Genomic DNA, 26719 nt, shown 5'->3' with positions numbered 1-26719 from the left:
GTCGACTTCATGCGCCGCGGGGCCGGCGACCCGCCCGTAGCCGTCACGCTCCGGGTGGCGGCGCGGCGCGGCGGGGAACTCCGCCTGACCGCGCCGCCCCGACTCCCGCGAGGCTCGTCAGGCGAACCGGTAGATGTAGTTCGCGACGTCCCGCACCGGAGCCACCCAGTACTTGTTCTCCTGGGTGATGGCCTGCGACAGGCTGCTGACGAACCGGGTGAACTCTGCCTGGCTCACGGGGATGACGCTCCCACCGATGCTGTGGAAGATGACCACCGCCCAGCCCCCGACGTCAGCAGCGGCGCTGCAGTAGCTCAGCAGGTGATCGACGGTGACCGAGCCGTCGACATAGGCCTTGGCCTGGATCTTCAGCGGCTGCTGCCTGACGCTCGTCGGCGTGTTGATGTAGGGGCCGATGTCCTGGGAGGTGAACGGTGCGCCATCCCCGATACGGGCCGCGAAGTGAATGTTCCCAGACAGCCCCGCTCCGCCCTGACGGCCAGCCAAACCCACCGCTGGTCTGCGCGACGCTCACCCCGGGCGTCACGACGGTCGCTGCCCCCAGCGGCAGCGCAGCAAAGAGCTTCAACAAAGTGCGCTTCGAATCATCCACCTTCATTTGCATTCCTTTTGCACCGGCCCCTGCGGTGGCACGGTAGGTGAGCGCCCCACCCCACACAAGCCAGGACCGGGAGACCTCCGCGGACTCGCGTCCGCCGGAAATGAAGCGCCTGGGCAACATCGCCGGAGGCAATGCGCTCGTGCGAGGAGGGCTGGAGCCGGAGCGACTCTCCCTGGCCGTCAACGTCGATGCCGAAGGAATCATCGCAAGGGCGGCGTCCTGTACACGCAGGAGCTGGACTTCTAGGGCATGCCCGTCATGGCCTGGCGCAAGGTGGAGAGCCTCTGTGGCGAGGCCCTCGTCAGGGGGAGAGGCCGCGCAGCCGCCTGACTCCTACGGCTGGCCGTGCTCGCAGCCTCACTTGCTACCGACGCCACGAGCGCCAGCTCGCGCGTGCTGTCGAGCGTTGCGCACTGGCCGTTTCCCCCTGCAGTCCTCACCGTTGCACCTGGGTGCGACACACTCCGCGCCGAGCGGCGACCTTCCTCCGCGGTCGCATCCAGGAGACAGTCATGCGTGCCACCACCGTCGGTAGTCCCAGCGAGACCCGCCCAGCAAGCATCGGGAGCGTCGACCTGAAGCTCGAGGCGGTCGTCATTCCAGTCTCGAATCTCGACCGCGCGAAGCAGTTCTATACGGGGCTCGGATGGCGGCTCGACGCGGACTTCAGCAAGGGCGATGCCCGCGTGCTTCAGTTCACCCCTCCGGGCTCCCCTGCTTCGTTCCAGTTCGGCACGAACCTCACGCCGGCCACGCCCGGCTCGGCCCAGAACCTCCTGGTCGTCACCGACATCGAGGCTGCGCACAACGAGCTGGTGGGGCGCGGCGTCCAGGTGAGCGAGGTGTTCCACTTCTCCGAAGGCCCGGGGCCCTTCGGTGACAAGGTCCGGGGTCCCGCGCCCGCCCACCAGAGCTACGGCTCGTACGCGTCGTTCAAAGACCCGGACGGCAACTCCTGGCTCTTGCAGGAAGTCACAGCCCGGTTCCCCGGGCGGGTGGACCGCTCCCAGATGTCGTTCAGCTCCGCAAGGGACCTGTCGAGCGCGCTCCGGCGTGCAGCGGCCGCCCATGGCGAGCACGAGAAGCGCATCGGCAAGGCTGACGAAAACTGGCCCGACTGGTACGCGCGCTACATGACGGCGGAGGAGTCTGGAGAGGGCCTGCCGTCGTAAGCGATGACCTCAGTGCCGGATGGCGCCCGCCCGCCGGGGCAGCGAGCGCGGGGGAAGCGGCCGGCCTACAGCCCTGCCTGGAACAGGAGGATGAGCCGCGAGAAGGAGTCCGTGCCCTCCTGAAGCGCCGGATAGTGGTCCCAGCTGAGTGCGGCTCCCAGCGGACCGAAGTGAAGGTCCGCGAGGAGCCGCAGACCCGGCCTGACTTCGGGAAGCACCTGCACCGGCACGCCCAGCCCGAGCCCGAGACTCGGGATGATGACGACCTGTGGCGTCGCATACTGCGTGAGTGGCGTGAGGACGAGCTGCTCGCGAAAGTCCGTTTCCACCGAGAGCGAGTGCAGGAGGGACTCGGGCGCGGCGAGCTGGTAGCCGAGCCGCGCCATGAAGCGGGAGCCGTCCCCGAGCCGCGCGCCCAGGCCCAGCTGCACACCACCCGGAGTCCACCCCGGCTTGCGCTTCGTCAGCGTGACGTTGAGCCACTCGGGCGCGCTCGCCGCCTCGAGGCGCCGCTCCGCCACCGCCTGCGCGCCCTCGTGCCGGAGCCGCCAGTCCGTGGCCACCGGCAGGGTGCGCGCAGATGCGTCCGGGCTGCTGCCCACCTCCCACGCGGAAGGGACACGCACCGTGACGTGGAGTTCGGGGTTGCCCGCCCAGGTGCGGATGGGCCCCAGCAGGTAGTCGATGTCCCAGTGCGTGGCCCGCCCCGGTTCGGGGGACAGCAGCACGTGGCGCACCTGCACCGCGGGCCACACGTACCCCGAGGGCAGGAAGCGCCGCTCGAGCTGCACCACGCCGCGCACCACCAATTCTCCCTCCCGCCCGGGTGGAAGCGTGAGGGTGAAGCCGAAGCGCTCCACCGGAGTATCCGCGAGCCGCCCGAGCGCTTCCCGCGGTGACGACGGCGCCGGTGCGGCCTCCCTGGAGCCTGACGTGGGGCCGGGTGGGTCCGCCTGCGCCTCTGCCACCGGAAGAGGCTCCCCGTCGAATCGCACGCTCACCTCGCGCGTACGGAGCCCCAGGAAGGCGGCGTCGATGACCTCCGCCTCGGAGGTTCCGTTGCGCAGCCGGTAGCGCGCCTCGAAGCGGCAGGCCGCCTCGCGCTCCGCCTCCGCGCAGTCGAAGTCCAGCTTCTCGCCGAGCACCTCCGAGCGCGTGCGCGCAGTGCCCGAGGACAGGGTGAAGGCCGCCGGCGTGCGTGTGGATGCGGCCACATTGGCCGCGGCGGGCAATGCAGCGAGGAGACAGACGAAGGAAGCGAGGCGGACCACCATGTCCGCCATTGTCGCTCAAATCCAAGGTCCGGAATCAGTCCCCCTGAGGACGAGCCCCCGCGACACGCCGGCAGCCGTCCCCTTTCCCCGATTGACTCGGACCTCGGGAATCGCGGACTCGCGGCGGTCAGTAGACCCAGACGCTCCTGGGCGCGAAGTTCAGGGGGCTGACCCACTCACCGGGGCCAATCGGATAGGGCCCGCCGACGCAGTCCTCATTGAGGAACAACGACGCGGTGTAGGGGCCCGTGTTGATGGCGGAGACGGCCCTGTCCTCCCAGCCGTGCTCGGGAAGATTCACACACGTCCCCGAGCCGGGCGGCCAGGCCATGACATTCCAGACCTCGCCGGTGAAGTCCGGGCCATCGAACAGGCAGAGGACCCCGGAGAAGGGACACGGGTTGCTCTCCTCGGCCTCGGCGGCCGCGGGCGCCAGCAGCGCCACGGCGGAGAGCCCAAGTGTCACCGCGGCGCCAAGCCCCAGGAGTGCGGAACGCTTGAAGCTGTCATTCTGTTGCCGGAACGTGAGCCAGTTCATTCGGATGTCTCCCCTGCCCGGAATGGGCGCGCAATGCCAGTACACGGTGGCACGGCGTCTCAAGGACAGCCGGGGAGATTCGGACAGGGCGCGGTGTTCATCCGGTGGTGAACGCCACGACTTCACTGCCCTGGCGAAACTTCAACTTCATTGCATCTACATCCGAATTTCAAACACTCCGCCACGCGCGAAGTTGGGACAGGGGCCTGCCCTCACGGCTGACCTCAGCCGGGTTGGACATCACCAGCCATTGCAGCCGTCGTACCCCTCCGAGCACGGCGGCGTGCCGTAGCCGCTCGGGGCGAGGATGGAGCTGCACTCCGACGCGTTGTCGACGAAGTCGACCACCCTGACCGAGTAGCTGCTCGACGGGGTGCCCGACAAATCAATCGGCATGTAACAGAACGAATTCGAGCCAACGGTCGACTCCGCCACCGGCCTGCCCTCGCAGGAGTCGCCCAGGTAGACATAGACGTAGTCGTTGTATTCGGAGGTAACCTCCAGGACCGGGCTCCCCGAGGAGTACTGGCCGGGCACCCACTTCAGCACTGGCCGGGGCGGCGGGTTGAAGTCCACCTGGAACCGCTCCCTCCCCACGTGGGAGTTGTTGCCCTCCCTCCCCTCGCTGACCCGTAGGTCTTCATCCGCGACCGCGACCAGGTGATAGCGCGCGGACGGGACCTCCGGCTGCGGCAACCACACACTCACAGCCTGACAATCGCCTGCCGTCACGAAGTGAGGCCCCGTCGTGGCCACCGGTTTGTCGAATGGCTCGAAGGCGTCGTTGTAGGAGAAGTAGAAGGACACCTCGGTGCGGCCATCGGTGTCCCCGCGATTGCAGAGCAGCGCCCGCAGCGGGCCACTCGCCCTCGGTGACAGCTCGGCGGGGCCCTCCACGTCGGCGAACTCGAAGTCCGGACGGCCCGGGATGAGCTCCTCCTGCCCCGGAGCGTCAGGCGCGTCCGGAGGAGGTGCTTCAACACAACCCACGAGGGACCCTACGAGCGCACCCAGCAACGACCGACACAGCTTCATGGGCGGACTGCCTTCTGAGGTGAAGAGCTTCCGGTCGCGCCCCGTGTCCTTCGCCCCTTCTGCCCCGCGAACCTGACCGCTGTGTGGACGTGGACCCGGCGAAGGTATTCAAACCATGCTCGCCCAGGCCCGCGCGGCCTCAGTCCCCGTGCGGCTCCAGCAGCCGGGAGTCTTCGCTGCCCGGGGTGAGCAGCAGCCACAGCCGCTCGGCGCCAGAGAGCCCATCGCGCGCGCTGTACACCACCGCCACCGCGCGCCCGAGCAGCTTCGCGCGCGGCACGAGGCCCCACATGCGGCTGTCGGCGGAGTTGCCCCGGTGGTCGCCCAGCATGAGGTACTCGTCCGCGGGCACCTGCAGCGGGCCGAAGCCCGGGCCCTGGTCCTCCTCGGAGGCGAGCGGGTGGGGCGCGCCGGGCAGCGCCTCGTGCCGCACGCCCTGGGCGAGCGTCTGCGCCACCGGAGCACCGTTGAGCCAGAGCTGCCCCTGGACCAGGGCCACACTGTCTCCAGGAAGCCCGACGAGGCGCTTCACCATCGTCTTCCCCGTGCGCGCTCCGGTGGCGGGGCCGTGCCACAACGCTCGCCTGCTCCCCCAATTCCCGCGCCCTGCCGCTAGCGTCGGGCGCTCTTCGCCTTCGGCGTCTTCTTCGCCTTCGGCGTCTTCTTCTTCGCCGCGGGCTTCGCACGCTTCATGGCCGCCGGCCCCTTGCGCGCCGGGCGCTTGGCGGCGCGGACCGGGCCTGCCCACACCTCGAGCGCGGCGCGTGTCTCGGCCGCGCGCGTCTTGTTGTTCAGCGCCTCCTGCAGTAGCGCGAGCCCCTCCATGGCGTGGCGCACCTGCGCGTCCGTGAGCTCCTCGTGCTGGAAGAGGTTGCGGTAGGCCTTGGCGAGCCGGGCAAGCGCGACGACCGACTCGGTGACCACGCCGCTGCCCGTGGCCTGCGGGGAGCGGAAGTGTCCGAGGCGATAGCTGATGCTGCCCCAGTCCCAGCGTTCGCTCACGGGGCGGCCCTGCGCCAGCCGGTCACGCTCCAGCGTCGCCTGCCAGTCGGCGCCGAACTGGGCGCGCAGGGCCTTCTCGAGGAAGGCCTGGAGCGCGTCGCGGGCGCTGCTCAGGGCCGGGTCGAGCATGGCGCTGATGGTGGCGTTGCGGTTGCTGGAGGTCGTTCTGCGGATGGACACCGGGTGCAGCTCCTTCGAGAGAACGGGGTGCACAGGGTACCGGAGCTGTCCGGGGGCAGCCAGGAATGGGCCCTCCGGACTCGAGCGCGTCGACGATGCGGCGCATCCTGCCCGCGGCGACAACCAACTCGTGCCCGTCTCGCGGGCGCAGCCAGAACTCGCCGCGCGCGCCCTACCGCAACTGCCAGTACGCGTGGGAGAGCAAGCTGGCTCCTCCGCACGCCGGACGGCCCGGCTGGCCGTCCGTTGGCCCCGAACTCACAACCTCCTGCGGGTGAACTTCGTCAAACGTGGGAGCAGGGTCCACGCGACCGTCGACTGGCCGCGGAGACAAACCACCCGGCTTCCTCAAGGCTGCCGGACGAAGTGATCGCGGGCGGGTCGCTGCACGGGAAGGACTCCATCGAGGCCTCCAGCACGAGGTCGCGCTGTCCCCCGTCCATCAGCGTCTCACCGGGCGCGATGTCCCAACCGCCCACCCACCCGCGTGCCTCCAGGCTCGGGAGCTCGGCCGCCGCGACCGGCTCCGCCCGGCGACGGCGTCCCGCATTCCCCGTTGGCCGGCCGCGTGCCCCCCAGCCGTACCCCAGGAAGCCACCTGCCAGGGCTCCGAGAGCGAAGACGGCGCTCCAGGAAAGGCGATGCCATGCTGCGCCCGTGCCTCTTCTCGTCAGCTCCATGATGCGAAAGCTAGGTCCAGCCCCCCACACCGCAGCAGTCTGGCAGACGGGCGTGCCGTCCCCTGGTGTGCTCGGACTGTTGTTGACGATACGACCCCAGCGTCTACGACACGCAGGTGACAGGCCCCTTCGAGGTCATCCGCCACACGACGAAGCTCCCGGGTCGCTACGCCACGCTGACGTGAGTCGCCCTGGGCCCGTCGAAGCGCTGGCCCGAGAGCCAAACCGCCTGCTGGCGGCGCAGCAGGCAACCCTGGCCGAGCCCCTGCCCCTCCTGCGAAGTTGGGAGCATGGAACGCTTCGTCGAGGTCGCCGAGGGAGTCTCGCTCTGGGTCGAGTCAAAGGGTCCGGAGGATGCGCCCGCCATCCTGCTCATCATGGGCTCCACCGTCTCGGGACTGGTCTGGCCCGACGAGTTCGTGGAGTCACTGGCCCGCGAGCACCGGGTCATCCGCTATGACCACCGGGACACCGGCAAGTCCACCTGGGCTTTCGACACGGCCCCCTACTCCACGACCCGGATGGCCGAGGACGCACTGGCCATCCTCGATGCGCTCGACATCGAGCGCGCGCACGTCGTGGGCCTGTCGCTGGGAGGCTTTCTGGTGCAGTGGCTCCTGGTGGCGCATCCCGAGCGGCTGCTCAGCGCGGCGGTCATCGGGGCGCCCGCCCTCGAAGGCGCGCCCGCCCGCGCCAACATGACGGCGCGAGCCCCCATCGACCCCGGCCTGTACGCGTTCTGGGGCCACATGTTCGAGCCGCGTGAGCGTGAGGCGCAGATTGAATGGCGGGTCGAGAACTGGCGCAGGCTCAACGGTGGGGCGATTCCCTTCGACGCCGAGGAGTTCCGTGCGCTCGAGCGGCGCATCATTGCCCATGCCAGCCGTCACGACACCTCGACGGCCCATGCGCGGGCCGACCCCTCCGGACTGGCGCGGGGGGCGGAGCTCACGCACGTCACCGTGCCCACGCTCGTCGTCGCCACTCCGGAGGATCCCACCAACCCCGAGTCCAACTCGCGGTTCCTGGCGGAGACCCTGCAGCGGTCGACCCTGGTGACCATCGACGGGATGGGGCACGCGATTCCTCGTGCCGTCGTGCCCCAGCTCGCGGCGGCGCTCCTGAGCCACATCGAGGCCGTGGAACGCCGCTGAGCAGCTCCGACTCCACGCCTCCCAGCCGGTGGACCGCCCCGAAGGCCCACAGGCGGGAAGCGGGTGCACAACGTCCTCGACCCTGGTGGATGGGAGTGCGCTGCTTGCCACGCTGCCGGCCCTGGTCGCGCGCGACATCCTCCTGCTGCGGCCGCACCTGCGGACGACGCCGGTGCCCCTCGCCCTGCGGGGCGCTCCGCTGGAGCTGCTCTGGCGGGGCGCTGGCGGAGGCTCGCGGGCTGCCGTCAGCGGAACATCGAGCGCAGCTCGTCCTGCTGCGCCTCGGTGAGCAGCGGGCCGGTGCCTCCCTCGAGGTTGTCGGCCTGCCGGTTCGGCTTTCCCGTGGCCGGAATCACCGCGGTGACCGCGGGGTGACTGATGGCGAACTTGAGGAACAGCTGCGCCCAGGAGCCGGCTCCGGCCTCCGCGGCCCACCCGGGAAGCGGGCGGTTGGAGACCTGAGCGAACAACTTGCCGTCCTCGAAGGCGCGGTTGACGAGCACCGCCACGCCGAGCTCCTGCGCCATCGGCAGCAGGGAGCGCGCCGCCTGCGGCGAGGCGACCGAGTAATTGATCTGCAAGAAATCCGGCCGCTCTGCCCGTACGATTCGCTCGAGCTCGGCGTGGCTGCTCTCGCGAAAGTGGGTGAGGCCAATGTACTTCGTCAGTCCCTGCGCCTTGAGCTCACGCGCGTAGGGCAGCTGAATCTCCCAGGCGCGCAGGTTGTGCACCTGCAGCAGCTCCACGCGGTCCGTCTTGAGCCGGCGCAGGGACTCGGCCCACTGCGCCTTCGCGGTGGCCAGGTCGTCGGCGGCAAGCTTGGTCGCCAGGAAGCAGCGCTCGCGATGGCCGCCCCGGGCGAGCAGCTCGCCCAGCACGCTCTCGGCGGGGCCGTAGTTGGGCGAGGTGTCGATGAGCCGTCCGCCCCCGGCGAAGAAGACCTTCAGCACCTCTTCGAGCGCGGCGTACTCCGGCGTTCCGGCGTCGACCTCGAAGCTGCCGGAGGTCCCCATGCCGATGACCGGAATCGCCTCGCCCGTCGAGGGAATGGTGCGGGTGAGCAGCGCGCCACGGGTGGGCCGGGAGGTGGAGGCCGCCGGACTCCTGGGCTGCTCGGGCCGTGGGGCAGGTCCCGGCTCTCCGCCCTTTCTGCAGGCGCCGAGCGCGAGCCCGGCGGCGGCGAGGGTGCTGTGGGTGAGGAAGTCGCGGCGACTGCGCATGGGGGCCTCGCTTTCGAACCGGCGCGTACTCCTTCCACTCCGGGGTGTACAGCCTGCGTGGTCGCCTCTGCATCGTCGTGGACACAGGCCTCCTTCCTCGGCTCCTGCCTCGCCACTGCCTGGGACGCTTGACTCTCCCCCAGGGGGAGACCGCCACCCTCCGCGCATGTCATCCAGACAGCGGTTGCGGAGGAACATGATGGTGTTGGCATTCGGAGCACTCGTCCTGCTGGTGGGCGTGGCGGCAGGCGCGTGGTGGTGGATGGGTCGCGGACTCTTCCAGCCGGGCACGGTGGAACAGTCGCTGGCCGCGCGGAGTGAGACGCTGGAAGTGCCCCCCGGACAGCGGGCCGACGCCTCCCACTGGCAGGTTGCGCCGGACGTGCAACTGCACCACGTGGCCGTGGGCCAGGGCCGGGACGTCGTCGTCGTACACGGCGGTCCAGGACATCCTCCAGCAGCACCGTGGCGCGCGGCCGTCCTCACCGGAGATGCGCTGCGCTGGCACTTCTACGACCAGCGCGGCTGCGGTGCGTCCTCCCGGCCCCTCACCCACGCTCCGCCGGACGGAACATGGAAGGCCATGCAGCAGGTGGAGGCGCGGCTGGGGCTCGCCGCGCAGCTGGCGGACCTGGAGCGCATCCGGCGCCTGCTCGGGCAGGAGCGCCTCACGTTGGTGGGGCACTCCTTCGGGGCGCTGGTGGCCGCGCTCTACGCGGCGGAGTGGCCAGAGCGGGTGGAGGCCCTCGTGCTGGTGGCGCCCGCGCCGCTGGTGACGATGCCCGCGGGCGACGGGGACCTCTTCACCCAGGTCGGCGCGCGGTTGGACGCGGAGGGGCAGCGAGCGATGGATGCGTGGATGACGCACACCTTCAACTTCCCCGCGCGTTTGAAGGAGGATGAGGCCACGCTGGCTGAGCACTTCGCCCGCTTCGGTCCCCTCTACGCTCAGGCCGTGCGGAAGGAGCGTCCCGGAGCACGGCTGCCCGACTCCGGCACACCAGGAGGACTGCTGTCCCTGGGGCTCTACCTCAGCCTGGGGCGCCACCACGACTGGAGTGCCTGGCTCGGGAGGGTGCGCGCGCCCACCCTCGTCATCCATGGCGCCGAGGACCTGCAGCCGCGTGCCGCCACCGCCCGCGTGGTACAAGCCCTGCCTCATGCGCGGCTGGTGGAACTCGCGGGCAGCGGGCACTTCCCCTTCGAGGAGCAACCCGAGGCCTTCGCGGCCACCCTGCGCGCCTTCCTCACGGAGGAGAAGCGGTGAGTGGACTGCTGTACGCCATCGGTGAGGTGTCACGCATCACCGGCTTGAGCGTGAAGGCGCTGCGCCTCTACCAGGAGAAGGGGTTGCTGCTGCCCTCGCGCGTGGACCCCTCCTCCGGCTACCGCTATTACACCGAGCGCGACATCGCCCAGGCCCACACCCTGCGGGCGCTGCGAGACCTGCGACTGTCGCTGGAGGAGATTCGTGGGGTGCTCGAGGGGCTGGACCAGGGCGCATCCCCATCCGAGCAGCTCGCAAGGGTGCGCGCCCGGCTCGCCGACGAAGCGGCCAGCGCCCAGCGGTCGGTGCTGGCCCTGGACACACTGCTGCGACACCAGGAGCAGGCGGAGGCGTACCTGCGCGCGCCTCCTCCCTTGCTGGAGCGGTGGCTTCCCGGGGTGCGTGCCGCCGTGCACCGCGCGAGGGGGCGCTATTCGGACGCGTCGGTGGTCTTCCCGCGCCTGTTCGCCGCATGCGGCCCGCACGTAGGCGGTGCGCCCTTCTGCCTCTACCACGAGGCGGAATTCCGCGAGGACGACGCGGACATCTCCTGGTGCGTGCCCCTGGTCCCTGGTGCCCGGCCCGAGGGCGTCCACGTTGAGGAGGTGCCCGAGGTACAGGCGGCCACGCTCGTCCACACCGGGCCTCCCGACTCGGTGGGCCCCTCCTGGGCGCGACTTTTCGCCCAGCTCCATGCGCACGAGCGCGTCCCGGCCGTCCCCCTGCGCGAAACCTTCCTGCGCGTGGGCGCGAACGAAGCGGCGTCCTCCGCCACCTGGCTTACCGAGCTCGCGCTGTCCTGGGAGGCGTCGGGCCTGCGCGCGCCTTGTCCATCGGGGACCGGATGGCCGAAGAAGTAGCGTCGGCCGGGCACGTACTTCTTCGCTCCGCCACGGGCTTCGAACTCTTCGATGATGGCGTGCAGCAGACTAGGATGCGATTGGCGGAAACGAGGTGGCCCCATCAAGCCGCGAACGCTGTTGATGCTGCAGTGCCTATATCCGGCGATGGCGATTGCCTACCTGGCGGTGAGCTACCTGCAGGTGAGGAGCGGCGGCGCGCAGCTGAGTCGGGCGCCGCCCCTTCCGGCGATGGGGCTGTTCGTCGTGTATGCCGCCTGCCTGCTGTTCGGCGTGTACCGCAAGCACATGCCCTATCGCATCGCGATGGGGGCCGCGATACCGGCATTGGCGTATGGCGGTGTGCTGATGAACATCGTGAACTACGTCCAGACCGGATTGGACGGCTACAGCTCGTTTGCCGCGTGGGCCATCGGCACCGCCATCAACACCTATGGCCTGCTCTGGAACGCCGTCGCCGCGGCAGGCGCTTACAGGCGTCAGGCGCGGTTCCGCCCGTGATTCACCTCCTCGGCACGCGACTCTCGACGGACAAGGCGCTCAGCGTCGAGCCGTGACTCCAGCCGAAGTACGCGCCGCTCAGTCCTCCACGGTGACGCCGCGCCAGAAGGCCACGTGTCCCCGGATGTTGGCGGCGGCGCTCTTCGTCTCCGTCGCCGTGCCCTTCCAGGGGCACCGGCACTCCAGGGCCGGTGCTGGATGGAGTTCGGCGCGGGCAGTGGCGTGGTGTCCTTCCTGCTCGTGAAGAGCATAAGACGGATAGGGACGCTGTTGAGGGTGGCGGGCTGGAGCAGAGGGGACGCGGACGGACCGCGGACGGGTGATGCAGTCGGACCACGTGAGCGAGCGCGTGCTCCCACGGGCAGGCCGTAACGCTTCGCCGTGCCCCGTCCCGGTGCAGGCCTGACCCGGCCGGGAAGTCCGGCGGGCGTGGACGTCAATCCTGGCTCTCGGGGAGCGTGACAGCTTCCGGGTTCTGAATGGCAGCCAGCGCGGCACGCCGGAGGTAGTGGCCCGGCTCCTCACCGCGCAGGCGTGCCGTCTCGATGAGCGAGTAGAAAAGGGCGGCCACCTCGGTGCCTCGCTTCGACTTGCTGCCGTAGTGATTTTTCCTGCCCATCACCATGTCGCGCATCTGCCGCTCGACGTGGTTGTTGTGTGCGCCTTGGCAAGGCGCACACAACAACCGGGCGGAGGGCGCGCTGAGAAAGGCGGCCCTGGGCCGGAAGAACTTTCTCTTTGTCGGCCACGAGGCCGCGGGGGAGAATCTCGCCGGCCTCTACGCGCTGGTGGCCACCTGCGAGGCCAACGACGTCAACCCCGAGGAGTACCTCGCGGACTTGCTGCTGCGTGTGCGGACGCACCCGCAAGCGCGCATCGGCGAGCTATTGCCTCACGAGTGGAAGCGCCTGCGCGCCACCGACTCCTCCTGAATTCCACCGCTGGGACGCTTCCCCGCCGCCAGTTCACGTCCCGGCTCGAGAACATCGCCGAGCCAGCGACCGTCCGCCCCTCAAGTGGCCCGGCCACGGCATTCACCGGACGGATACGTGCCGTCCACCGTGAAGTGCTCGGCGGACATCAGCCCCTGGCCCTTGGCATGGCCCACCATGCCCTCGAAGAATCGCCGGGCTACGTCGGCTTCCAGCAGCCGCTGCTTATTCTTCGCGAAGCTCGACGCATCGAAGCCTGGCTCATCCAGGCCCATGTCCAGGAAGAAGCGGAAGAGGAGGTCGTACTCCAGCCGCTCACGCAACTGCCGCTCGCTTCTGACGCTGTAGAGCGCGATGAGCAGGCACGCCTTGAGCAGCACCTCGGGCGGAATGCTCGGCCGCCCCTTGCCCGAGTACATGGCGTCGAAGACGGGCGAGAGCGCTGCGAGCTGGGCGTCCGCCAGCGCTTTGATGCGCCGGATGGGGTGGCCCTGCGGCACTCGCTGCGCCGGCTGCACCAGGCTGAAGCTCGACTGACCCCTGACCTCTCCGCGCATACCTGCAACCCTCCAGGTAAGGAGCAGATCAATGCCCCGGTGCGGGAGGTCGACTCCGCACCGGAGTTTTTCAGCAGCCTGTTAGTCGGGCTGGAGACTGCACAGCCCTGTGCTCAGTGTGTATACGGGACTGTGCGGCCATCCGCCCTTATCACTCGTTGGTGGCACTTATACGTTGCTGAACATGAACGCGAACTTCCCCCGGGGCAATGCAAGCGTTGGAGCATAAAATGGGCAGTCATCCCATTTGTACTTCTTCGCCGTTCCTCTTTGCTTGCGAAGAAAGAGGATTGGCACAGTCTGACCATACAGTTTTTTTGCTTGTGCGAGTTCCTTGCCGTCGGCGGTATCCGTAGGAGTTCCTATCTTCCTTTCGACTTCGTGACCAGCGCCCTTTTTTGTTGAGATATGCAGCAGCCCGCGGTTGATGCCAATCTTCGTCCCCTCTAACGCGCGTAGGATTTCCCGAACACGTCCATCGGTCCAAATCCAACCGTCTCGCTCTTCCCCGGGAGTCAAGGCAAGGATTTTAGCGATAAAACTCACGGACACGTCGTGGTATTTCTTGTCTTCATATCCCTCAAGAAGGCTATCAAGCTCCTTGGTGAGGGAGACTACTTCTGTGGCCTTGTATTTTGGGCACCAGGGATAAATGTTTCGCCCAGGCAAAACCACCCCTAACTCAAAAGGATTCAAGACGTTGGCGCGGGTCGGCTTCAACTTAGGACCGATCCATACCGGCTTGAGCTCCAAGTTGGTCGGGTCCTGACCAATCGCCTCGCGCAAGCCCTCGTCTGCGTCATGAATGATTTTAAATGAATCCAAGATTGCCCGCGTCGAAAACAAGCGTGTGGTCGCCCGGAGTTTTTCGCGATAGCCAAACATTCGAGCGTGCTGATGCACTGTATCCATCAACTTAACCTTTGCATCTCGTCCGTAATAGGTGACCATGAGATTGTCGATTCGGACGCCGCGACTAAGACGATTTCCGCCGACAAAAATGTTCGGTCCGTTTTGATATGGGACCTGTTGTCCACCCGTGTCGGAATTGATGATCTCCGCACGGACGTTGCGAAGGCTGCGCTCGACACTCTTCCGCAATTCATTCAACGGCCTCAGCCCTTTTGTTGTCTTCTTTAGGTCGTCGCACGCGCGAGCCAAGTCGGCTTCCGCATCTTTGGTGTCGCTGGCGGACAGTCGCCCGCGAAGGGATTTGTCGAGCCAGGTTACGTGGTCGTTAATGACGGTTCGAAGCTCCCCATGGTTCACTCTTGTGATATCGATGTGTGCCAAGAATGAAAAGCGAACCAAGCTTGGATCCTGTAGGCGCATTTGCGCGCACCCGAGAAAGAACAACGTGAGCGCGTCGCGCAAGCCGCGGGGTGCCCTCGGTCCAGTTCCGACTGTTATTTTCCCGGAACGAAGCGCGTCGAACTCGTCGGGATCGACCTCGCGCTGCATTACGGAATCCTCTGAGAAAAAGTCGCGGCCGCCGACGTATCCATCTCCCGGCTTCGACATCACGCAAAATCGGGGTTTGCATGGGTCATCAACCGCCTGCAGAAACAAACTCTGCGGAGTAGCGGTTATTTGAAGATACACATGTTCCACTAGCTCTTTTCGAATGTCGCCGATACGGGCGTAAGTCGCTCCGGGCTCAATCTCGTTCCCGCGGGAGCGAGAGGCCTTGGTGGTATCGAGGCTTGCGTTATCAGCTTCGTCGTCCAAGATGAGGGCCGGGAAATTGCGAGCCCGGGCTTCTCGGAGCACGACGGAGAGGTTCTTAAGGTGATGGGTGTTCTTGGTAGTAATGAAGACGACGCCGGTGTCTTCGAGGCGGCTGTCCTGGCGGATGCGCTTGCCGAACTCCTTGGGATCGGTGTGCCACTCCTCCCAGTCATAGACAACCGGTCCTGAGGCGAGTTGATCCTTGAAGTCCTTTGCGATCAACGTTCCGAGCAGCGTATTGTCCGAGGTAAGGACTACAAAGCAGCGGAACCCGTTCTCCAGAGCCAATGCTACCGTAGCCATGGATGTATTCGTCTTTCCACTCTGGACCTTTCCATAGAGAAGCCCTGTGACGTTCGCGACATTGGAAGACTCGCCAGGGGCCTTCGGAGCAAGCTTGCCTGAGGCATTCTTGCCCACGCGCCCTTCGCCAAAAGCTTCTACGTACGCGGACACGCAGTTTGATACCACGGAGATCGCGGTCTCCCTGGTCTGCGCTGCTGCTGTGTCGCCCATGCTTGATGCGATGCTTTCTAAATACTCATTAAACAGGTCCCCCACTTGCGTGATGCGGGTTGATTGCTGGGGATGAACAGGCTTACTCATTATTTTCCACCTCGCAACTGGTAACAGTCTGGTTTTTGGTCCACAAGGCCCGAGGCCATGCGCTTTTGGGAATGATTTTTCGCAGTAGGGTTTTTCCAGGTCCACTGAGCCGGTAGCCGCTATCGGGTGGTCGAGCAACCGACAGTGATAGTCCAGTCCATTTACCTGGACCCATCACCAACCGGAGGTCCGCCACGGGCACGCAGCAAACCCCGTCCTTGCCACAGATGAGTGTGATGAAGGTGGCCGTTTCTTCATATTGAAGGGCGAGAGCCTCTATGGCGGCATCTTCAGCTGGTGAAAACCCGAAGCGCCATGGTGTCTTCGCCGCAGTGGAGTACTTGAATAGGACGGCCTTGGGCCCATCCGTTATTCGCTGAAACATGTAGGCATAATCATGCATTTTCTCAAGATGGTGAATCGTGACCGGACCCTCCGCGTTAATGAGTGCGGTCATGGCTGCACCATGCAGGAGTTGCCTGTCGTTCATTGAATCCTCTCGGAGACGCCTCCTCCTCCAAGCAAGAAGGTCTCACCGGCCGACTGGGTCCTCAATTAGCAAATCAATAACCCCACCGCAGGCTGGCGTCAACCCGCACTCGCAGCTGTTTGCAGACGTGTTCTGCAATAGCGCGATATCGATTTTCTCAGGTGGGGAAGGCGCGCCGAAGAGGGTAAGTCGGTACGTTTATCGCCTCGTTTCCCCTTGGCACTAAGGCCTATTGGGCGTTATTTCGTCGGTTGGTCCTCGGCCGAGGTGAGTCCGAGTAGCATCGAGTGTGCCAAGAAGATTTCGACCAACTCTCTGTCGAGGACAAGGCGCGGGAGAATTTCAGGATGCTGGGGGAATGCAGAACGTAGGGTTGAGCGAGCACGGCAACCATTCAAGGCTGCTGGGCTTCTCGGAATGAAGGCTGCGGAAATCGAACCCGCCGCCTCATGCCCGCTTCTCAGCTCTTCGGGAGGAACGCGCCTTCCACCATCTCCGGCTCGAAGCCCTGGCTGAAGGTGCCTGCGGCGGCGTAGCGAGACAGCGCCACGATGTAGATGCCGGACAGCGTCGCATTCACCAGCATCAGCAGGTGGAAGCTCAACACCAAGCCGCCCACTTTGCGCCCGATGAGCGCGCCCGACTGCCTTGCCGCCGCCAGGAAGCTCAGCGGACTGCCGATGATGATCAGCCTCATCATGGGATGATGAGGCCCTGTAGTCGTGCTGTTTCGCCATAAGGCCAGGGACCGGGAACCGCTGGCCACGCGTCAGCGACGCCCCCAGGGCAAGAAGCGCCTCCAGCGACGCGGCCTGGATCAGATGGACCGCCCGCCCCACACCCGCTCCATTTCCTTGCGTGCGAGGAACGCTTAGATGGTGGCCCGGCAGGCGGCCAATTCTTCCGCTACCTCACGCACCGTGAGCATCCACTTGGCCACTGGCCGCACTACGTTCCGAACCACCGGCGCACCACGCCGAGTCGAAGTCGTGGAAACGGTGCTAGCCGAGACCACCCCCATCCCTTGGAAGCCCCAATCTTTTCCGCAGGTTGCGAGGCGCCGACAGGAACTGCTAGCCCCTACCAACCGGCCCCCTCGACTCATACCCGATTGGTCCCTGGTTCGGATCCAGGCGGGCCCACTCCTCTTCCCTGCCTCGCAGCAGTCGCACCGAAGAGCCGGAACGCACCGGCTCCCCGGGCAGCGCCGCTCACGCCTTGGCAGGCTTGCCGTGCGCGTCCTTGCCCTCGTCGCGGCCATGCACCGAGGCCGGCGGGCTGGTGGCCTCCACGGCGGTGAACGTCTCCAGCACCTTGTACGTGTGCGACGAGCCGCGCGGCACGAGCCACGAATCACCGGGGTTGAGCAGGATGACCTGCCCCTCCAGGTGCAATTCGGCGCGGCCCTTCATCACGTAGCCGACCGTCTCGTAGTCGCGGGCGGAGGCGGGCGCGGGCTCACCGGGAGGCTCGTCCTCCCACAGCCGCATGGACAGGCGGACGCCGGACGCCAGGTACTTCTGCCCCATGTCTCCCTTGGGAGAGTGCCGACTCTCGACCTTCTTCACGCTGGTGTCGCCCATGCCTGCGTCTCCTTCGCCTGAGGCGGTGAATGGCGGCGGGTGCGCCGCGCTCCTGCCGTGAAGGTAAGGAAGGAGGCCGGGAGTCGACGGGTGGACACCCCAAGCCCGCCTGCATGCCCACCTGGGAGGCGGAAAGACGAAGGCCCAGCCTCCACGTGGGAGACCGGGCCTCGAAAACCCCTGAGGGGTGGCTGCGGTGGGTAGGAGCTACCCTGCCGCGCGGACGTTCTGCGCCTGCAGGCCCTTGGGGCCCTTGGTGACCTCGAACTCCACCTTCTGCCCCTCCTGGAGGGTGCGGAAGCCATCCATGTTGATGGCGGAGTGGTGGCAGAACACGTCCTCACCGTTGTCCTGAGCGATGAAGCCGAAACCCTTGGCGTCGTTGAACCACTTCACAGTACCGATTGCCATGTGACCTTCTTCTTTCTGCTTTGCGGCGGTCCGGACTTCCGGGCCGCCCGTGCGGAGCGGACATCGCCCCAACACCGAGACGACAATCCACCCCGAGGTAGATGTCCACCGACCCCCGCCCGCCGGGCAGGCAGGCGTCAGACGGAGGACACTCCGGGAGCGGAGCATCGCTCGATATCAGAACCGGCCGGGCATTTCCCTCCATTCCGGAGCCCGCGGCCCCCTTCACACTTCTTCACGGGGCTCGGGCGCGCCCTTCACACCCGTTTTCTACCTTTCTCCCCGTCAACAGCGCCGGCCCCTCCCGGGCACGGCCACTCTGGGGAGCAGCACCATGTTCGGATTCTTCTTCGGTACCGCATGCCTCGCGGGCCTCATCTACACGCTGCGCGGCGGGCGTCGCTGGCACCACCATCACCGCGGCGGGGGGCGCTGGGGCCGCGCCCGGCTGCGCTGGCTGTTCGAGCGGCTGGAGACTTCGCCCGGCCAGGAGAAGGTCATCGTCAAGACGGTGGAGGAGCTGACGGAGGCCTTCGCCAAGGTGCGCGACGAGGTGGGCCCGAGCCGCACCGCCCTGGGCAGCGCGCTGCGGGGTGAGCAGTTCGACGGGGCCGCGCTGCGCGAGCTGTTCGCGCGTCACGACGTGGCCATGGACAACCTGCGCCGCACGGTGCAGGGCGGCCTAGCGCAGGTGCACGAGGCGCTGGACCCGCGGCAGCGCCGCGAGCTGGCGGACCTCATCGAGCTCGGCTTCGGCTACGGCTGGCGCGGCGGCTACGGCGGCCACGGCCGTTGTGGCGGGCGCGGGGGCTGGCGCGGCGATGGCCAGCAGATGGTGTGAGCCCCGGACCTGAAGCCTGAAACGAACGAGAGCCGTCCCGTCCACGTGAAGGAGAGAGCACCATGCGCCGTCGCCTGCTAGTCGTCCTGCTCGCCCTGGGTACCGTCGGGGGCTATGCCTCCGGCTTCGCCAGCGTTGCCCGCCACCGCTACCGCTGCCACGCGTCCAGCTCCTGGGGAGAGCGCTGGGAGAATCGGGGGGAGCACCGCTGGGACTCGCGAGGCCCTCGCGAGTCGTGGGAACCTCGTGGCTACCGGGGGAGCGCGCCCCCGCCCGCTGAAGCGCCCATTCCCCCCGCGTCCCCCGCGTCCGCCGAGGGGCCGCGCTAGAGTCAAAGGCCGTTCATGTCCACACGAGTCCTGCTCATCGACGACGACACCCGGCTGTACGAGCTGCTCGCGCAGTATCTCGGGCAGAACGGCCTCAGTGTCACCCACGCACCCGACGGAGGGCGCGGACTGGCGGCGCTGGAGGCCGGGGCCTACGACGCGGTGCTGCTGGACGTGATGATGCCGGGCATGGACGGCCTGGAGGTGTGCAAGCGCATCCGGGCGAAGAGCCGCATCCCCGTCGTCATGCTCACCGCCAAGGGTGACGAGACGGACCGGGTGGTGGGACTGGAGCTGGGCGCGGACGACTACCTGCCCAAGCCCTTCAGCCCGCGCGAGCTGCTGGCGCGCCTGAAGGCCGTGCTGCGGCGCTCGCAGCCGTCGGCGGTGGCGGACCGGCTGGAGGCGGGCGGCGTATCCATCGACGTGGCCGGGCGCGAGGTGCGCGTGGAGGACCGGCTGGTGGACCTGACGGGCCTGGAGTTCGACCTGCTGGTGGCCCTGGTGCGCCGGGCCGGGCGCGTCATCCCGCGTGACGCCCTGCTGGGCGAGGCGGGCCGCAGCGACACCGTGGTGGGCGAGCGCACGGTGGACGTGCACATCTCCCATCTGCGCCAGAAGCTGGGTGACGCCGGGACGCGCCTCATCAAGACGGTGCGCGGCGTGGGCTACGTCTTCGCCAAAGAGGGGCCATGAGCGGCCGGCGACGCTGGGGGCACCGGCACGACTGCGGGCCCGACTGTGGCCCCCTGGGAGCGGAGCAGGAACACGCTCCCGAGGACGAGGCCCCGGAGGAGCTGGGGAACGGGCACGGCCCTTGGAGCCACCGCGGGCACGGCCCCTGGGGACACGGGCACGGCCCCTGGGGACACGGGCATGGAGACGGCCCCTGGGGGCACGGACCCCGGCATGGGCCCTGGGAGCACATGCGCGCCCACGCACGCTGGCGGCACCAGTACTGGCGCATGGGCCGGCTGGGGCACTTCGTGCGCGCGCGGCTGCACCGGCGCCTCTTCCTCTGGTTCGGCCTGTCCATCCTGGCCACCGGGGCAGTGGTTGCCACGGTGATGAGCCTGGTGGGCGGCAGCGCGTGGAAGCAGGAGCAGGACCGGCTGCGGACCTTCACGGCCCACCGCTTCGAGGAGGTCTGGGACGAGCCCGCGCGGCGCGACGCGCTGGTGCACTCCATCGCCACGGACCTGGAGGTCGGCGTGGCGGTGCATGACACCGCGGGCGCGCTGCTGGTGAGCGCTGGAGAGCCCTGCCGCCGGCAGGAAATCAGCGTGCCCGTGGAGCGCGCTGGCGCTCCGCTGGGGATGGTGCGGGCGTGCTACTCGCACTTCCGGCCGAAGAACTTCTGGCGGATGGTGCTGCCGCTGGCGCTCGCGGGAATGGTGCTGTGGCTGGCGGCCGGCAAGCTGGCTCGGCGGCTGGCAAAGCCGGTGGATGCGCTGGTGCGCGCCACGCAGCAACTGGGCGCGGGCAAGCTGAGCACGCGAGCGGAGGTGCTCCCCCGCGCCACGGGAGAGTTCGCGGTGCTGGCCGAGGCCTTCAACGACATGGCGGGCCGCATCGAGAAGCAGGTGGCGGACCAGCGCGAGCTGCTCGCGGCGGTGTCCCATGAGCTGCGCACGCCGCTGGCGCGCATGCGGGTGTTGACGGAGCTGCTGCGCGACGGCGGAGGCAACCCGAGGACGTTGGACCAGGTGGACCGCGAGGTGGTGGAGCTGGATGCGCTGGTGGGCGAGCTGCTGGCCAGCTCTCGTCTGGACTTCGGGCAGCTCACGTCTCGGGTACTGGATGGGCGCACGCTGGCGGCGCAGGCGTTGGAGCGCGCGGGACTGCCGGTGGACCTGCTGGACGTGGAGGCGGTGGACGCGGGGCTGCTGGGAGACACGACGCTGCTGGGCCGGGCGCTTGCCAACCTGCTGGAGAACGCACGCAGGCATGGCGAGGGCGCGAAGGCGCTGCGCGTCCAGGACCGGGGCGAGCACCTGGCCTTCTTCGTGGACGACCGGGGCCAGGGGCTCCAGCCGGGCGAGGAGGTGCGCATCTTCCAGCCCTTCTACCGGAAGGACCGGGGCGGCGAGGCGCGCGAGGCGGGCTCGCTGGGACTGGGACTGGCGCTGGTGCAGCGCATTGCCCGCGCCCACGGCGGCGAGTCCTTCGCGGAGAACCGGCCCGACGGGGGCGCTCGGGTGGGATTCACCGTGCAGAAGGCGGGTCCGCCCGGCATCAGCGCCCCGACCCAGGGCGCCGTGGCCTGAGCGACGAGGACTCACGGGTCCGCGCGCTGGAGCTGGCCGTCCTTCAAGGTCAGGGGTGGACAGAAGGGCCCGACCGCCTGCCGTGTCCACCAGGATCCCGTCGCACGCAGGGTGGCGAGGTCCGTGAAGCGATAGTCGAAACGGCGCGTGCGCACGTAGCGCGGAGGGCTGTCCGGCAGCGAGCCTTCGCGAAAGAAGTCGCGCACCCGTGGCTCGCCCCTGAGCAGTGCGTCCTGGAGGCGCAGCAGCCACGGGTTGTCGCGGCAGGTGGAGAGCGCGGCGAACCACAGCTGCCAGTCCAGCCGGGGCATGTGCGGCGCGGCGACGCGCGGGCGCTCGTCCACCGGGCCGGGGCGCCAGCGCAGGAGATACTCCTGCCACGTCTGCCCGTCGTCACTGCCCTCGATGACCACCTCCTCGCGCTTCGTGGTCATCACCGCAAAGAGGCCATAGGTGTTGATGCTCCGGAAGGGGCTGACGACTCCGAGCCCCGTCGACACCGGCTCCGGAGGGCTCCAGCGGAAGACACGGCGCGCATCCTGGGACAGCGCGAGCACCGCATAGACCGAGGCGAAGACAGCGAAGGCCCCGGTTGCCCACCGCGAGCGAGGGGCGGGCTCAGTCATCTTCTCCATGGGACCGGTGGATGATGATGCAGCTTCCGCAGAGGCGGAAACAGCCGCACCACCCTGCCCTTCTCCGCGCCGCACCGCCGCATCCTGCGCTTCCGTACCACGCACGTCGCCAGCCACTCGAGGCCCGGGGACCCGCAGCCAGCGCAGCGCGTCGTCATCCAGCGCGGCGATGCACAGCACGAGCGTCAGCAGGTTGAAGAAGCCGTAGCTCCCCGTGGCGAGGATGCCCACCTGGAGCTGCGCCAGCAGCGCCACGGCCGAGAGCCGCACACGCCGGGGACCGAAGAGGAAGAACGGAGCGACCAGCTCGATGGCGAACATGGCCACCGTGCTGGCGCGCTGGAGCCCCACCGGAAGCTGGTGCGCGAAGTACGCCAGCACATTCGGCAGCGGCTGCGTCCAGTAGTGGTACTCGAGCGCGGTGAAGTCGCGCCACGTCGGGTCGCCGCTCACGAGCTTCACGAGCCCCGACATCAGCATCAGCCGGAACAGCAGGAAGCGGACGAGGAACACGGCGCCACGCCGGGGCTCGGAAGCCACCCGTGGAGGCCACAGGTGCCCGGGCGCGAGCGGCAGGGAGACGAGCGCGGTCTCCAGCAACAGCACGTCCCACTGGAAGCTGAGGAACTCGCCGCCCACGGTGGTGATGGACAGGTACGCCACCCACGCGCCCACCAGCGCGTAGCGCGGCGCCACGTCCACCAACAGCAGTGTGCCACACAGCAGCCCCAGGAGCGCCACGCCCCACAGGGCCCCGGTGCCCGCCCCCGTGAGCCACAGCAGCGTGGGCAGGCGCAGGACGCGCTCCACACCGCCCAGGGACCTACCGGCCCAGTCGAGCCATGCGGAAGCGGGGCTCAGCCCTTCGGGCCCCAGCAGCTCCGGCAGCTGGGGCAGCAGCGACGCGAACGCGAGACAGAAGACGAGCCCGAGCCCGCGCAGGTACCACCACCGCACCCGCGCGAGCCCATGCGTCCTCATGTCCGCGCCAGCGACATCCTCACTTCTTCGTGGAGGCGTCCGTCGCGGCGAACGCGAACGAGACCTCGGCCGGAGCGCCATCCTTCACGGTGACCTCGGCCGTCTTGGTGCCGAGCGACTCGTGCCAGGCCTCCACCGTGTACGTCCCGGCGGGCAGGCCCTGGAGGCTGAACGCCCCATCCTCCCCCGTCGTGGCGAAGTACGGGTTCGGGTTGGTCACGACATACGCCGTCATCCACGGGTGCACGTCGCACTTGAGCTTGAGCACGTCCGCGTCGGCGGGCACGGGCTTCTGCACCGGCGCGCCCGAGGGCGGCTGCGCGATGTTGAAGGCGGACTTCGTCCCCACCATGCCGCGCACGTTGTGCAGCGTGCCGTCGCTGTTCTTGAAGGCCACCGGCTGGCCCGAGACGGCGCCCTGCACGCGCGGCACGTAGGTGCACTTCGTCTGGTCCACCATCACCGGGGTGCTCGGCGCGGGCGGCGCGCCCGGCACCTGGCCGCGCACGCGCACCAGCACGTTGGCCAGCTTCCCGTCCTTCACCAGCACCGACGCGTCCTGGGTCGACATGCCCTCGCAGGCAGGGTCATTGCTGGGCGGGACGTCGGCCGCGGCGGGCACCGCACCGGTGAAGGTCACCGCCCCACGCACCACGCCCCGGCCCTCGGGCACGGTAGGCGCGGGGCCCTGCGCACCGGGCTCCTGGATGGGACTGGCCGCATGGGGCTTTGGCTCAGCCGAGGGCGCGGCGGGCGCCGGAGCCGCGGGCACCGGAGTCGCCGGAGCAGTCGCCGCCTCCTCCTTCTGGCAGGCGGGAAGGACCAGCAGGCCCGCGGTTCCCAGCAGCGTCAGGCCGAGCGTGCGCAGCGTCATCGTGCAGTCTCCTCGGTAAACAGGTTCATCATCCGCCCCCGTCGTACTGAATGGGGCGCCGCATGTCCAAGCCGCAGGCGCCCCGCCTACTCGCGGCGGCTGACGCTGAAGGCGGCCAGGCCCACGAATACGGTGGCGAAGGCCAGCAGCACCGGCACCTCCAGGCCCGCCACGGACGTGGGGCCCACGGCCACCGCCGCCTCCGCGCCGTACAGCGCGCGCCGCACGCCCTCCACGGAGAAGCGCATCGGGTTCACCCGCATCACCCACGCCAGCCACGAGCCCGCGCCCTTCAGGGGGAACATCGCCCCCGACAGCACCCACATGGGCAGCAGGACGATGCTCATCACCGCGTGGTAGCCCGCGCTGGAGCGCACCCACCACGCCAGCGACATGCCCATGCCGGTGAGCGCCAGCGCCGACAGCACCATGACGGTCAGCAGCAGCGGCAGGTTCAACGTGGCCGCGCTCACCCCGGCCAGCGGGGCCAGCAGCAGGAACAGCGACGCCTGCATCAGCGCAATCGCCGACGAGCCCAGCGCCTTGCCCAGCACCACCGCCAGCCGTGAGCCGGGGCCCGCGAGCACCGCCTGGAGGAAGCCCTCGCGCCGGTCCTCGATGACGGTAATCGTCGCGAAGATGGCGCTGAACAGCAGCACCATGGTGACGACGCCGGGGAAGAAGAACTGCTGGTAGCCCAGCCCCTGCGCGCCCTCCACGCGGAACGAGCCCGCGAAGCCGGAGCCGATGACGAACCAGAAGAGGATGGGCTGCGCCAGCGCGCCGACCACGCGGCTGGGCTGGCGGAAGAAGCGCACCACGTCCCGCACCAGCAGCACGCGCACCGTGGCCCACTGGAGCGCCAACGAGCCGGGCGCCACGGGAGCCGGCACCCGCGTCTCCACCGCGGGAGGGACCTCGAGGGGCTGGGGGGCGGCGGAAGCCTTGGCGTTCATCGGCGTTTCCTCGGTGCGGGCTCCGCGGTGGGCCTGTCCGCCCCCAGGGCGCGCCCGGTGAGCTGGAGGAACACGTCCGCCAGCGTGGGCCGGCGCAGCGACACGGAGGTCAGCCGCCCGGCCGGAAAGGCCTCCACCAACCGTGGCACCAGCGCATGGCCCTGCGCGGCCTCCACCTGCACCCGCCCCTCCACCACCTTCGCGTCCAGCCCCAGCCGCTCGCGCACCTCGCGCGCCAGCGTCTCCGGCTCGAGCGCCTCCAGCGTGAGGATGTCCCCGCCCATGCGCGAGGCCAGCGCCGCCGGCGTGTCGCAGGCCACCAGCCGGCCCGCGTCCAGCACCGCCAGCCTGTCACACACTTCGGCCTCGTCCGCGCGGTGCGTGGTGAGCAGCACCGTGACGCCCTCGCTGTCGCGCAGCCGCTTCAGGTGGGCCCAGAAGGCGCGGAAGGCCGCCTCGTCCAGACCCTGCGTGGGCTCGTCCATCAGCACCACGCGCGGCTGGTGCACCAGCGCCCGCGCCAGCTCCAGCCGGCGGCGCATGCCTCCGGACCACGTGGACACGCGCTCGTCGCCCCGGTCCGCCAGGTCGATGAGCGCGAGCATCGCCTCCACCCGCGCGCGCGCCCGCTCGCCGTCCAGGCCGTACAGCCGGGCCCCGAGCATCAGGTTCTCCCGCGCGGTGAGCAGGTCATCCAGGCTGCTGCGCTGGAAGATGATGCCCATCTGCCGCCGCAGGGACGGGTCGCTCAGCGCCAGCACGCGCCCGGCGAAGCGCACCTCGCCCGCGTCCGGCGCGAGCAGCCCCGCCAGCACCTGGAACGTGGTGGACTTGCCCGCGCCGTTGGGCCCCAGCAGGCCCAGGATTTCGCCCGGCCGCACGGACAGGGAGAGCCCGTCCACGGCGGTGCGGCCCTTGAAGCGCCGCGTGAGCCCTTCAATCTGGAGCAGCGGTGCGGGCGGGGTGGAGACCGAGGTGTCAGGCATGGGCGGTGTCCCCCCGGGCTCCCCGCGCTAGCCGCGGGGGATGCGGTCGAGCGTCATCGCGACGAACAGACCGGTGAGGTAGATGAGCGAATAGAAGAACGTCTGGCGCGCCCAGGGCTTCCCGAGCCGGCGGAAGAAGCCCCACGCCCCCAGGCCCAGGAAGCTCAGCCCCAGCACCACCGCCGACGCCAGGTACCACGGCCCGGAGATGTTCAGCTGGAAGGGCAGCAGCGACATGGGAATCAGCGCCACCAGGTAGAGGACGATTTGCGCGCGGCTCGACTCGTCGCCCCGCTCCAGCGGCACGGACTTGAGGCCCGCCGCCGCGTACTCCTCCTTGCGGAACAGGGCGATGGCGATGAAGTGAGGCATCTGCCAGAGGAACAGGATGGCGAAGAGGGCGAAGCCGCCCGCGTCCAGCACGTTCGTCACCGCCGTCCACCCCATCAGCGGGGGCAGCGCGCCGGGCACCGCGCCCACCAGCATGGCGGCCGAGGTGCGCGCCTTCAGCGGCGTGTAGGCCAGCACGTAGCTGAGCAGCGCCAGCAGGCCCAGGCCCGCGGTCAGTAGATTCGCGCCCAGCGCCAGCGCCGGCAGGGACACCAGCGCCAGGGAGATGCCGAACCACAGCGCCACCGACGGCTCCATCCGCCCGGCGGGCAGCGGCCGGTTGCGGGTGCGCGCCATGAACTGGTCGCTGTGCCGCTCCCAGTAGCAGTTGAGCGCGTTGGCCGCGCCCACCGTGCCGGCCGTGGCCAGCAGCGTCACCAGCGCCCTCGGCGTGGCCAGCGAGCCGGGGGCCAGGAACACGCCGCCCGCCGTGGTGATGAGCACCAGGCTGGACAGGCGCGGCTTGGTCAGGGAGATCAGGTCGGACGCGGTCGTCGACACGGTCTCTGCACGCGCGCTCACGCAGACTCCAGGGCAGGGCGCGACAGGCGGGCTGCCGGCGCGGTAACGGCCTTCCCATACAGGCACCACCGGGGGGTGGGCAAGGACACGGCGCCCCGGCGTGACGACGGCGGACGGCCGCCCGGC

General features: G+C 68.7%; 28 protein-coding genes and 1 pseudogene. 10 read left to right on the top strand and 19 right to left on the bottom strand.

Annotation, left to right across the window (positions count from 1 at the left end; all coding sequences use genetic code 11):
* Positions 1–117: 117 nt before the first annotated feature.
* Complete coding sequence (locus tag G4D85_RS16630) at positions 118–507, bottom strand: hypothetical protein (RefSeq protein ID WP_164013044.1); 390 nt, start codon at positions 505–507, stop codon at positions 118–120.
* A 627-nt stretch (positions 508–1134) separates the two neighbouring features.
* On the opposite strand from G4D85_RS16630, the gene G4D85_RS16625 reads away from it, so the two are divergent.
* Entirely contained in the window at positions 1135–1794 is a 660-nt protein-coding gene (locus tag G4D85_RS16625; RefSeq protein WP_164013042.1) for a VOC family protein, read from the top strand.
* A gap of 65 nt (positions 1795–1859) precedes the next feature.
* Here G4D85_RS16625 and G4D85_RS16620 read toward each other — a convergent pair whose 3' ends face one another.
* The 5 genes from G4D85_RS16620 to G4D85_RS16600 form a co-directional block, all read right to left on the bottom strand.
* On the bottom strand, positions 1860–3077 hold the full coding sequence (locus G4D85_RS16620) for a hypothetical protein (RefSeq protein ID WP_240359321.1): 1218 nt from the start codon (positions 3075–3077) through the stop codon (positions 1860–1862).
* Between the two features lie 118 nt (positions 3078–3195).
* Positions 3196–3606, bottom strand: a complete 411-nt coding sequence (locus G4D85_RS16615) for a peptidase inhibitor family I36 protein (protein ID WP_164013040.1) — start codon at positions 3604–3606, stop codon at positions 3196–3198.
* A 240-nt stretch (positions 3607–3846) separates the two neighbouring features.
* A complete protein-coding gene (locus tag G4D85_RS16610; protein ID WP_164013038.1) occupies positions 3847–4641 on the bottom strand; it encodes a hypothetical protein in 795 nt (264 codons plus the stop codon).
* Between the two features lie 139 nt (positions 4642–4780).
* Complete coding sequence (gene lepB / locus G4D85_RS16605) at positions 4781–5218, bottom strand: signal peptidase I (protein ID WP_164013037.1); 438 nt, start codon at positions 5216–5218, stop codon at positions 4781–4783.
* 35 nt (positions 5219–5253) lie between these two features.
* Positions 5254–5823: a hypothetical protein gene (locus G4D85_RS16600; RefSeq protein ID WP_164013035.1), complete on the bottom strand. Its 570-nt coding sequence runs from the start codon at positions 5821–5823 to the stop codon at positions 5254–5256.
* Between the two features lie 970 nt (positions 5824–6793).
* Here G4D85_RS16600 and G4D85_RS16595 point away from each other — a divergent pair.
* Positions 6794–7657 carry an alpha/beta fold hydrolase gene (locus G4D85_RS16595; RefSeq protein ID WP_164013033.1) on the top strand — a complete coding sequence of 288 codons (864 nt, stop codon included), beginning with the start codon at positions 6794–6796 and terminating at the stop codon, positions 7655–7657.
* 245 nt (positions 7658–7902) lie between these two features.
* Here G4D85_RS16595 and G4D85_RS16590 read toward each other — a convergent pair whose 3' ends face one another.
* Positions 7903–8877, bottom strand: coding sequence for an aldo/keto reductase (locus G4D85_RS16590; RefSeq protein ID WP_164013031.1), 975 nt, complete (start codon positions 8875–8877; stop codon positions 7903–7905).
* Positions 8878–9073: 196 nt separating this feature from the next.
* On the opposite strand from G4D85_RS16590, the gene G4D85_RS16585 reads away from it, so the two are divergent.
* The 3 genes from G4D85_RS16585 (at position 9074) to G4D85_RS16575 (ending at position 11505) form a co-directional block, all read left to right on the top strand.
* Complete coding sequence (locus tag G4D85_RS16585) at positions 9074–10144, top strand: alpha/beta fold hydrolase (protein ID WP_240359319.1); 1071 nt, start codon at positions 9074–9076, stop codon at positions 10142–10144.
* A complete protein-coding gene (locus G4D85_RS16580; protein ID WP_164013029.1) occupies positions 10141–11004 on the top strand; it encodes a MerR family transcriptional regulator in 864 nt (287 codons plus the stop codon). Before G4D85_RS16585 ends, G4D85_RS16580 begins: the two co-directional genes overlap by 4 nt.
* A 147-nt stretch (positions 11005–11151) precedes the next feature.
* Complete coding sequence (locus G4D85_RS16575; protein ID WP_164013027.1) at positions 11152–11505, top strand: hypothetical protein; 354 nt, start codon at positions 11152–11154, stop codon at positions 11503–11505.
* A gap of 436 nt (positions 11506–11941) precedes the next feature.
* On the opposite strand, the gene G4D85_RS16570 is transcribed toward G4D85_RS16575, so the two are convergent.
* The gene (locus G4D85_RS16570; protein ID WP_164013025.1) at positions 11942–12139 is read right to left on the bottom strand and encodes a hypothetical protein; all 198 of its coding nucleotides are present in this window, start codon (positions 12137–12139) and stop codon (positions 11942–11944) included.
* Positions 12140–12149: 10 nt separating this feature from the next.
* Between G4D85_RS16570 and G4D85_RS16565 the strand changes: the two are divergent.
* Positions 12150–12437: pseudogene (locus G4D85_RS16565) on the top strand (transposase domain-containing protein); the annotation flags it as partial.
* 80 nt (positions 12438–12517) lie between these two features.
* On the opposite strand, the gene G4D85_RS16560 reads toward G4D85_RS16565, so the two are convergent.
* The 6 genes from G4D85_RS16560 to G4D85_RS16535 form a co-directional block, all read right to left on the bottom strand.
* A complete protein-coding gene (locus tag G4D85_RS16560) occupies positions 12518–12994 on the bottom strand; it encodes a transposase (protein WP_164013023.1) in 477 nt (158 codons plus the stop codon).
* A gap of 168 nt (positions 12995–13162) precedes the next feature.
* Positions 13163–15328 (bottom strand): Z1 domain-containing protein, encoded by a 2166-nt coding sequence (locus tag G4D85_RS16555; protein ID WP_164013022.1) that lies wholly within the window; start codon positions 15326–15328, stop codon positions 13163–13165.
* On the bottom strand, positions 15321–15818 hold the full coding sequence (locus G4D85_RS16550) for a hypothetical protein (protein WP_205525570.1): 498 nt from the start codon (positions 15816–15818) through the stop codon (positions 15321–15323). The genes G4D85_RS16555 and G4D85_RS16550 overlap by 8 nt, the downstream gene beginning before the upstream one ends.
* 460 nt (positions 15819–16278) lie before the next feature.
* Entirely contained in the window at positions 16279–16518 is a 240-nt protein-coding gene (locus G4D85_RS16545) for a hypothetical protein (protein WP_164013020.1), read from the bottom strand.
* A gap of 511 nt (positions 16519–17029) precedes the next feature.
* Positions 17030–17401 (bottom strand): cupin domain-containing protein, encoded by a 372-nt coding sequence (locus tag G4D85_RS16540; RefSeq protein WP_164013019.1) that lies wholly within the window; start codon positions 17399–17401, stop codon positions 17030–17032.
* A 207-nt stretch (positions 17402–17608) separates the two neighbouring features.
* Positions 17609–17812 (bottom strand): cold-shock protein, encoded by a 204-nt coding sequence (locus tag G4D85_RS16535; protein ID WP_164013018.1) that lies wholly within the window; start codon positions 17810–17812, stop codon positions 17609–17611.
* A gap of 334 nt (positions 17813–18146) precedes the next feature.
* Here G4D85_RS16535 and G4D85_RS16530 point away from each other — a divergent pair, with 334 nt between their 5' ends.
* The 4 genes from G4D85_RS16530 to G4D85_RS16515 all read left to right on the top strand — a co-directional run bounded on the left by G4D85_RS16530 (position 18147) and on the right by G4D85_RS16515 (position 21249).
* Positions 18147–18653 (top strand): periplasmic heavy metal sensor, encoded by a 507-nt coding sequence (locus G4D85_RS16530; protein ID WP_164013017.1) that lies wholly within the window; start codon positions 18147–18149, stop codon positions 18651–18653.
* A gap of 62 nt (positions 18654–18715) precedes the next feature.
* Positions 18716–18982 carry a hypothetical protein gene (locus G4D85_RS16525; protein WP_164012803.1) on the top strand — a complete coding sequence of 89 codons (267 nt, stop codon included), beginning with the start codon at positions 18716–18718 and terminating at the stop codon, positions 18980–18982.
* 15 nt (positions 18983–18997) lie between these two features.
* Positions 18998–19678: a response regulator transcription factor gene (locus G4D85_RS16520; RefSeq protein ID WP_164013016.1), complete on the top strand. Its 681-nt coding sequence runs from the start codon at positions 18998–19000 to the stop codon at positions 19676–19678.
* Between the two features lie 230 nt (positions 19679–19908).
* A complete protein-coding gene (locus G4D85_RS16515) occupies positions 19909–21249 on the top strand; it encodes a HAMP domain-containing sensor histidine kinase (RefSeq protein WP_164013015.1) in 1341 nt (446 codons plus the stop codon).
* Between the two features lie 11 nt (positions 21250–21260).
* Here the strand turns inward: G4D85_RS16515 and G4D85_RS16510 are convergent, their stop codons facing one another.
* From G4D85_RS16510 to cyoE, 5 genes are all read right to left on the bottom strand, one after another.
* Positions 21261–22865, bottom strand: a complete 1605-nt coding sequence (locus G4D85_RS16510) for a lipase maturation factor family protein (RefSeq protein ID WP_164013013.1) — start codon at positions 22863–22865, stop codon at positions 21261–21263.
* Between the two features lie 19 nt (positions 22866–22884).
* Complete coding sequence (locus G4D85_RS16505; protein WP_164013011.1) at positions 22885–23739, bottom strand: carboxypeptidase regulatory-like domain-containing protein; 855 nt, start codon at positions 23737–23739, stop codon at positions 22885–22887.
* Positions 23740–23825: 86 nt separating this feature from the next.
* Entirely contained in the window at positions 23826–24695 is an 870-nt protein-coding gene (locus tag G4D85_RS16500) for an ABC transporter permease (RefSeq protein ID WP_164013009.1), read from the bottom strand.
* On the bottom strand, positions 24692–25681 hold the full coding sequence (locus G4D85_RS16495; RefSeq protein WP_164013007.1) for an ABC transporter ATP-binding protein: 990 nt from the start codon (positions 25679–25681) through the stop codon (positions 24692–24694). The genes G4D85_RS16500 and G4D85_RS16495 overlap by 4 nt, the downstream gene beginning before the upstream one ends.
* Before the next feature lie 27 nt (positions 25682–25708).
* Positions 25709–26593 carry a heme o synthase gene (cyoE, locus tag G4D85_RS16490; protein ID WP_164013005.1) on the bottom strand — a complete coding sequence of 295 codons (885 nt, stop codon included), beginning with the start codon at positions 26591–26593 and terminating at the stop codon, positions 25709–25711.
* Between the last annotated feature and the right edge of the window lie 126 nt (positions 26594–26719).

This window comes from Pyxidicoccus trucidator (genome assembly GCF_010894435.1).
Classification (GTDB): domain Bacteria; phylum Myxococcota; class Myxococcia; order Myxococcales; family Myxococcaceae; genus Myxococcus; species Myxococcus trucidator.
The sequence above is the reverse complement of the archived record's forward strand: the minus strand, read 5'-3'. Positions and strand labels throughout refer to the sequence as shown.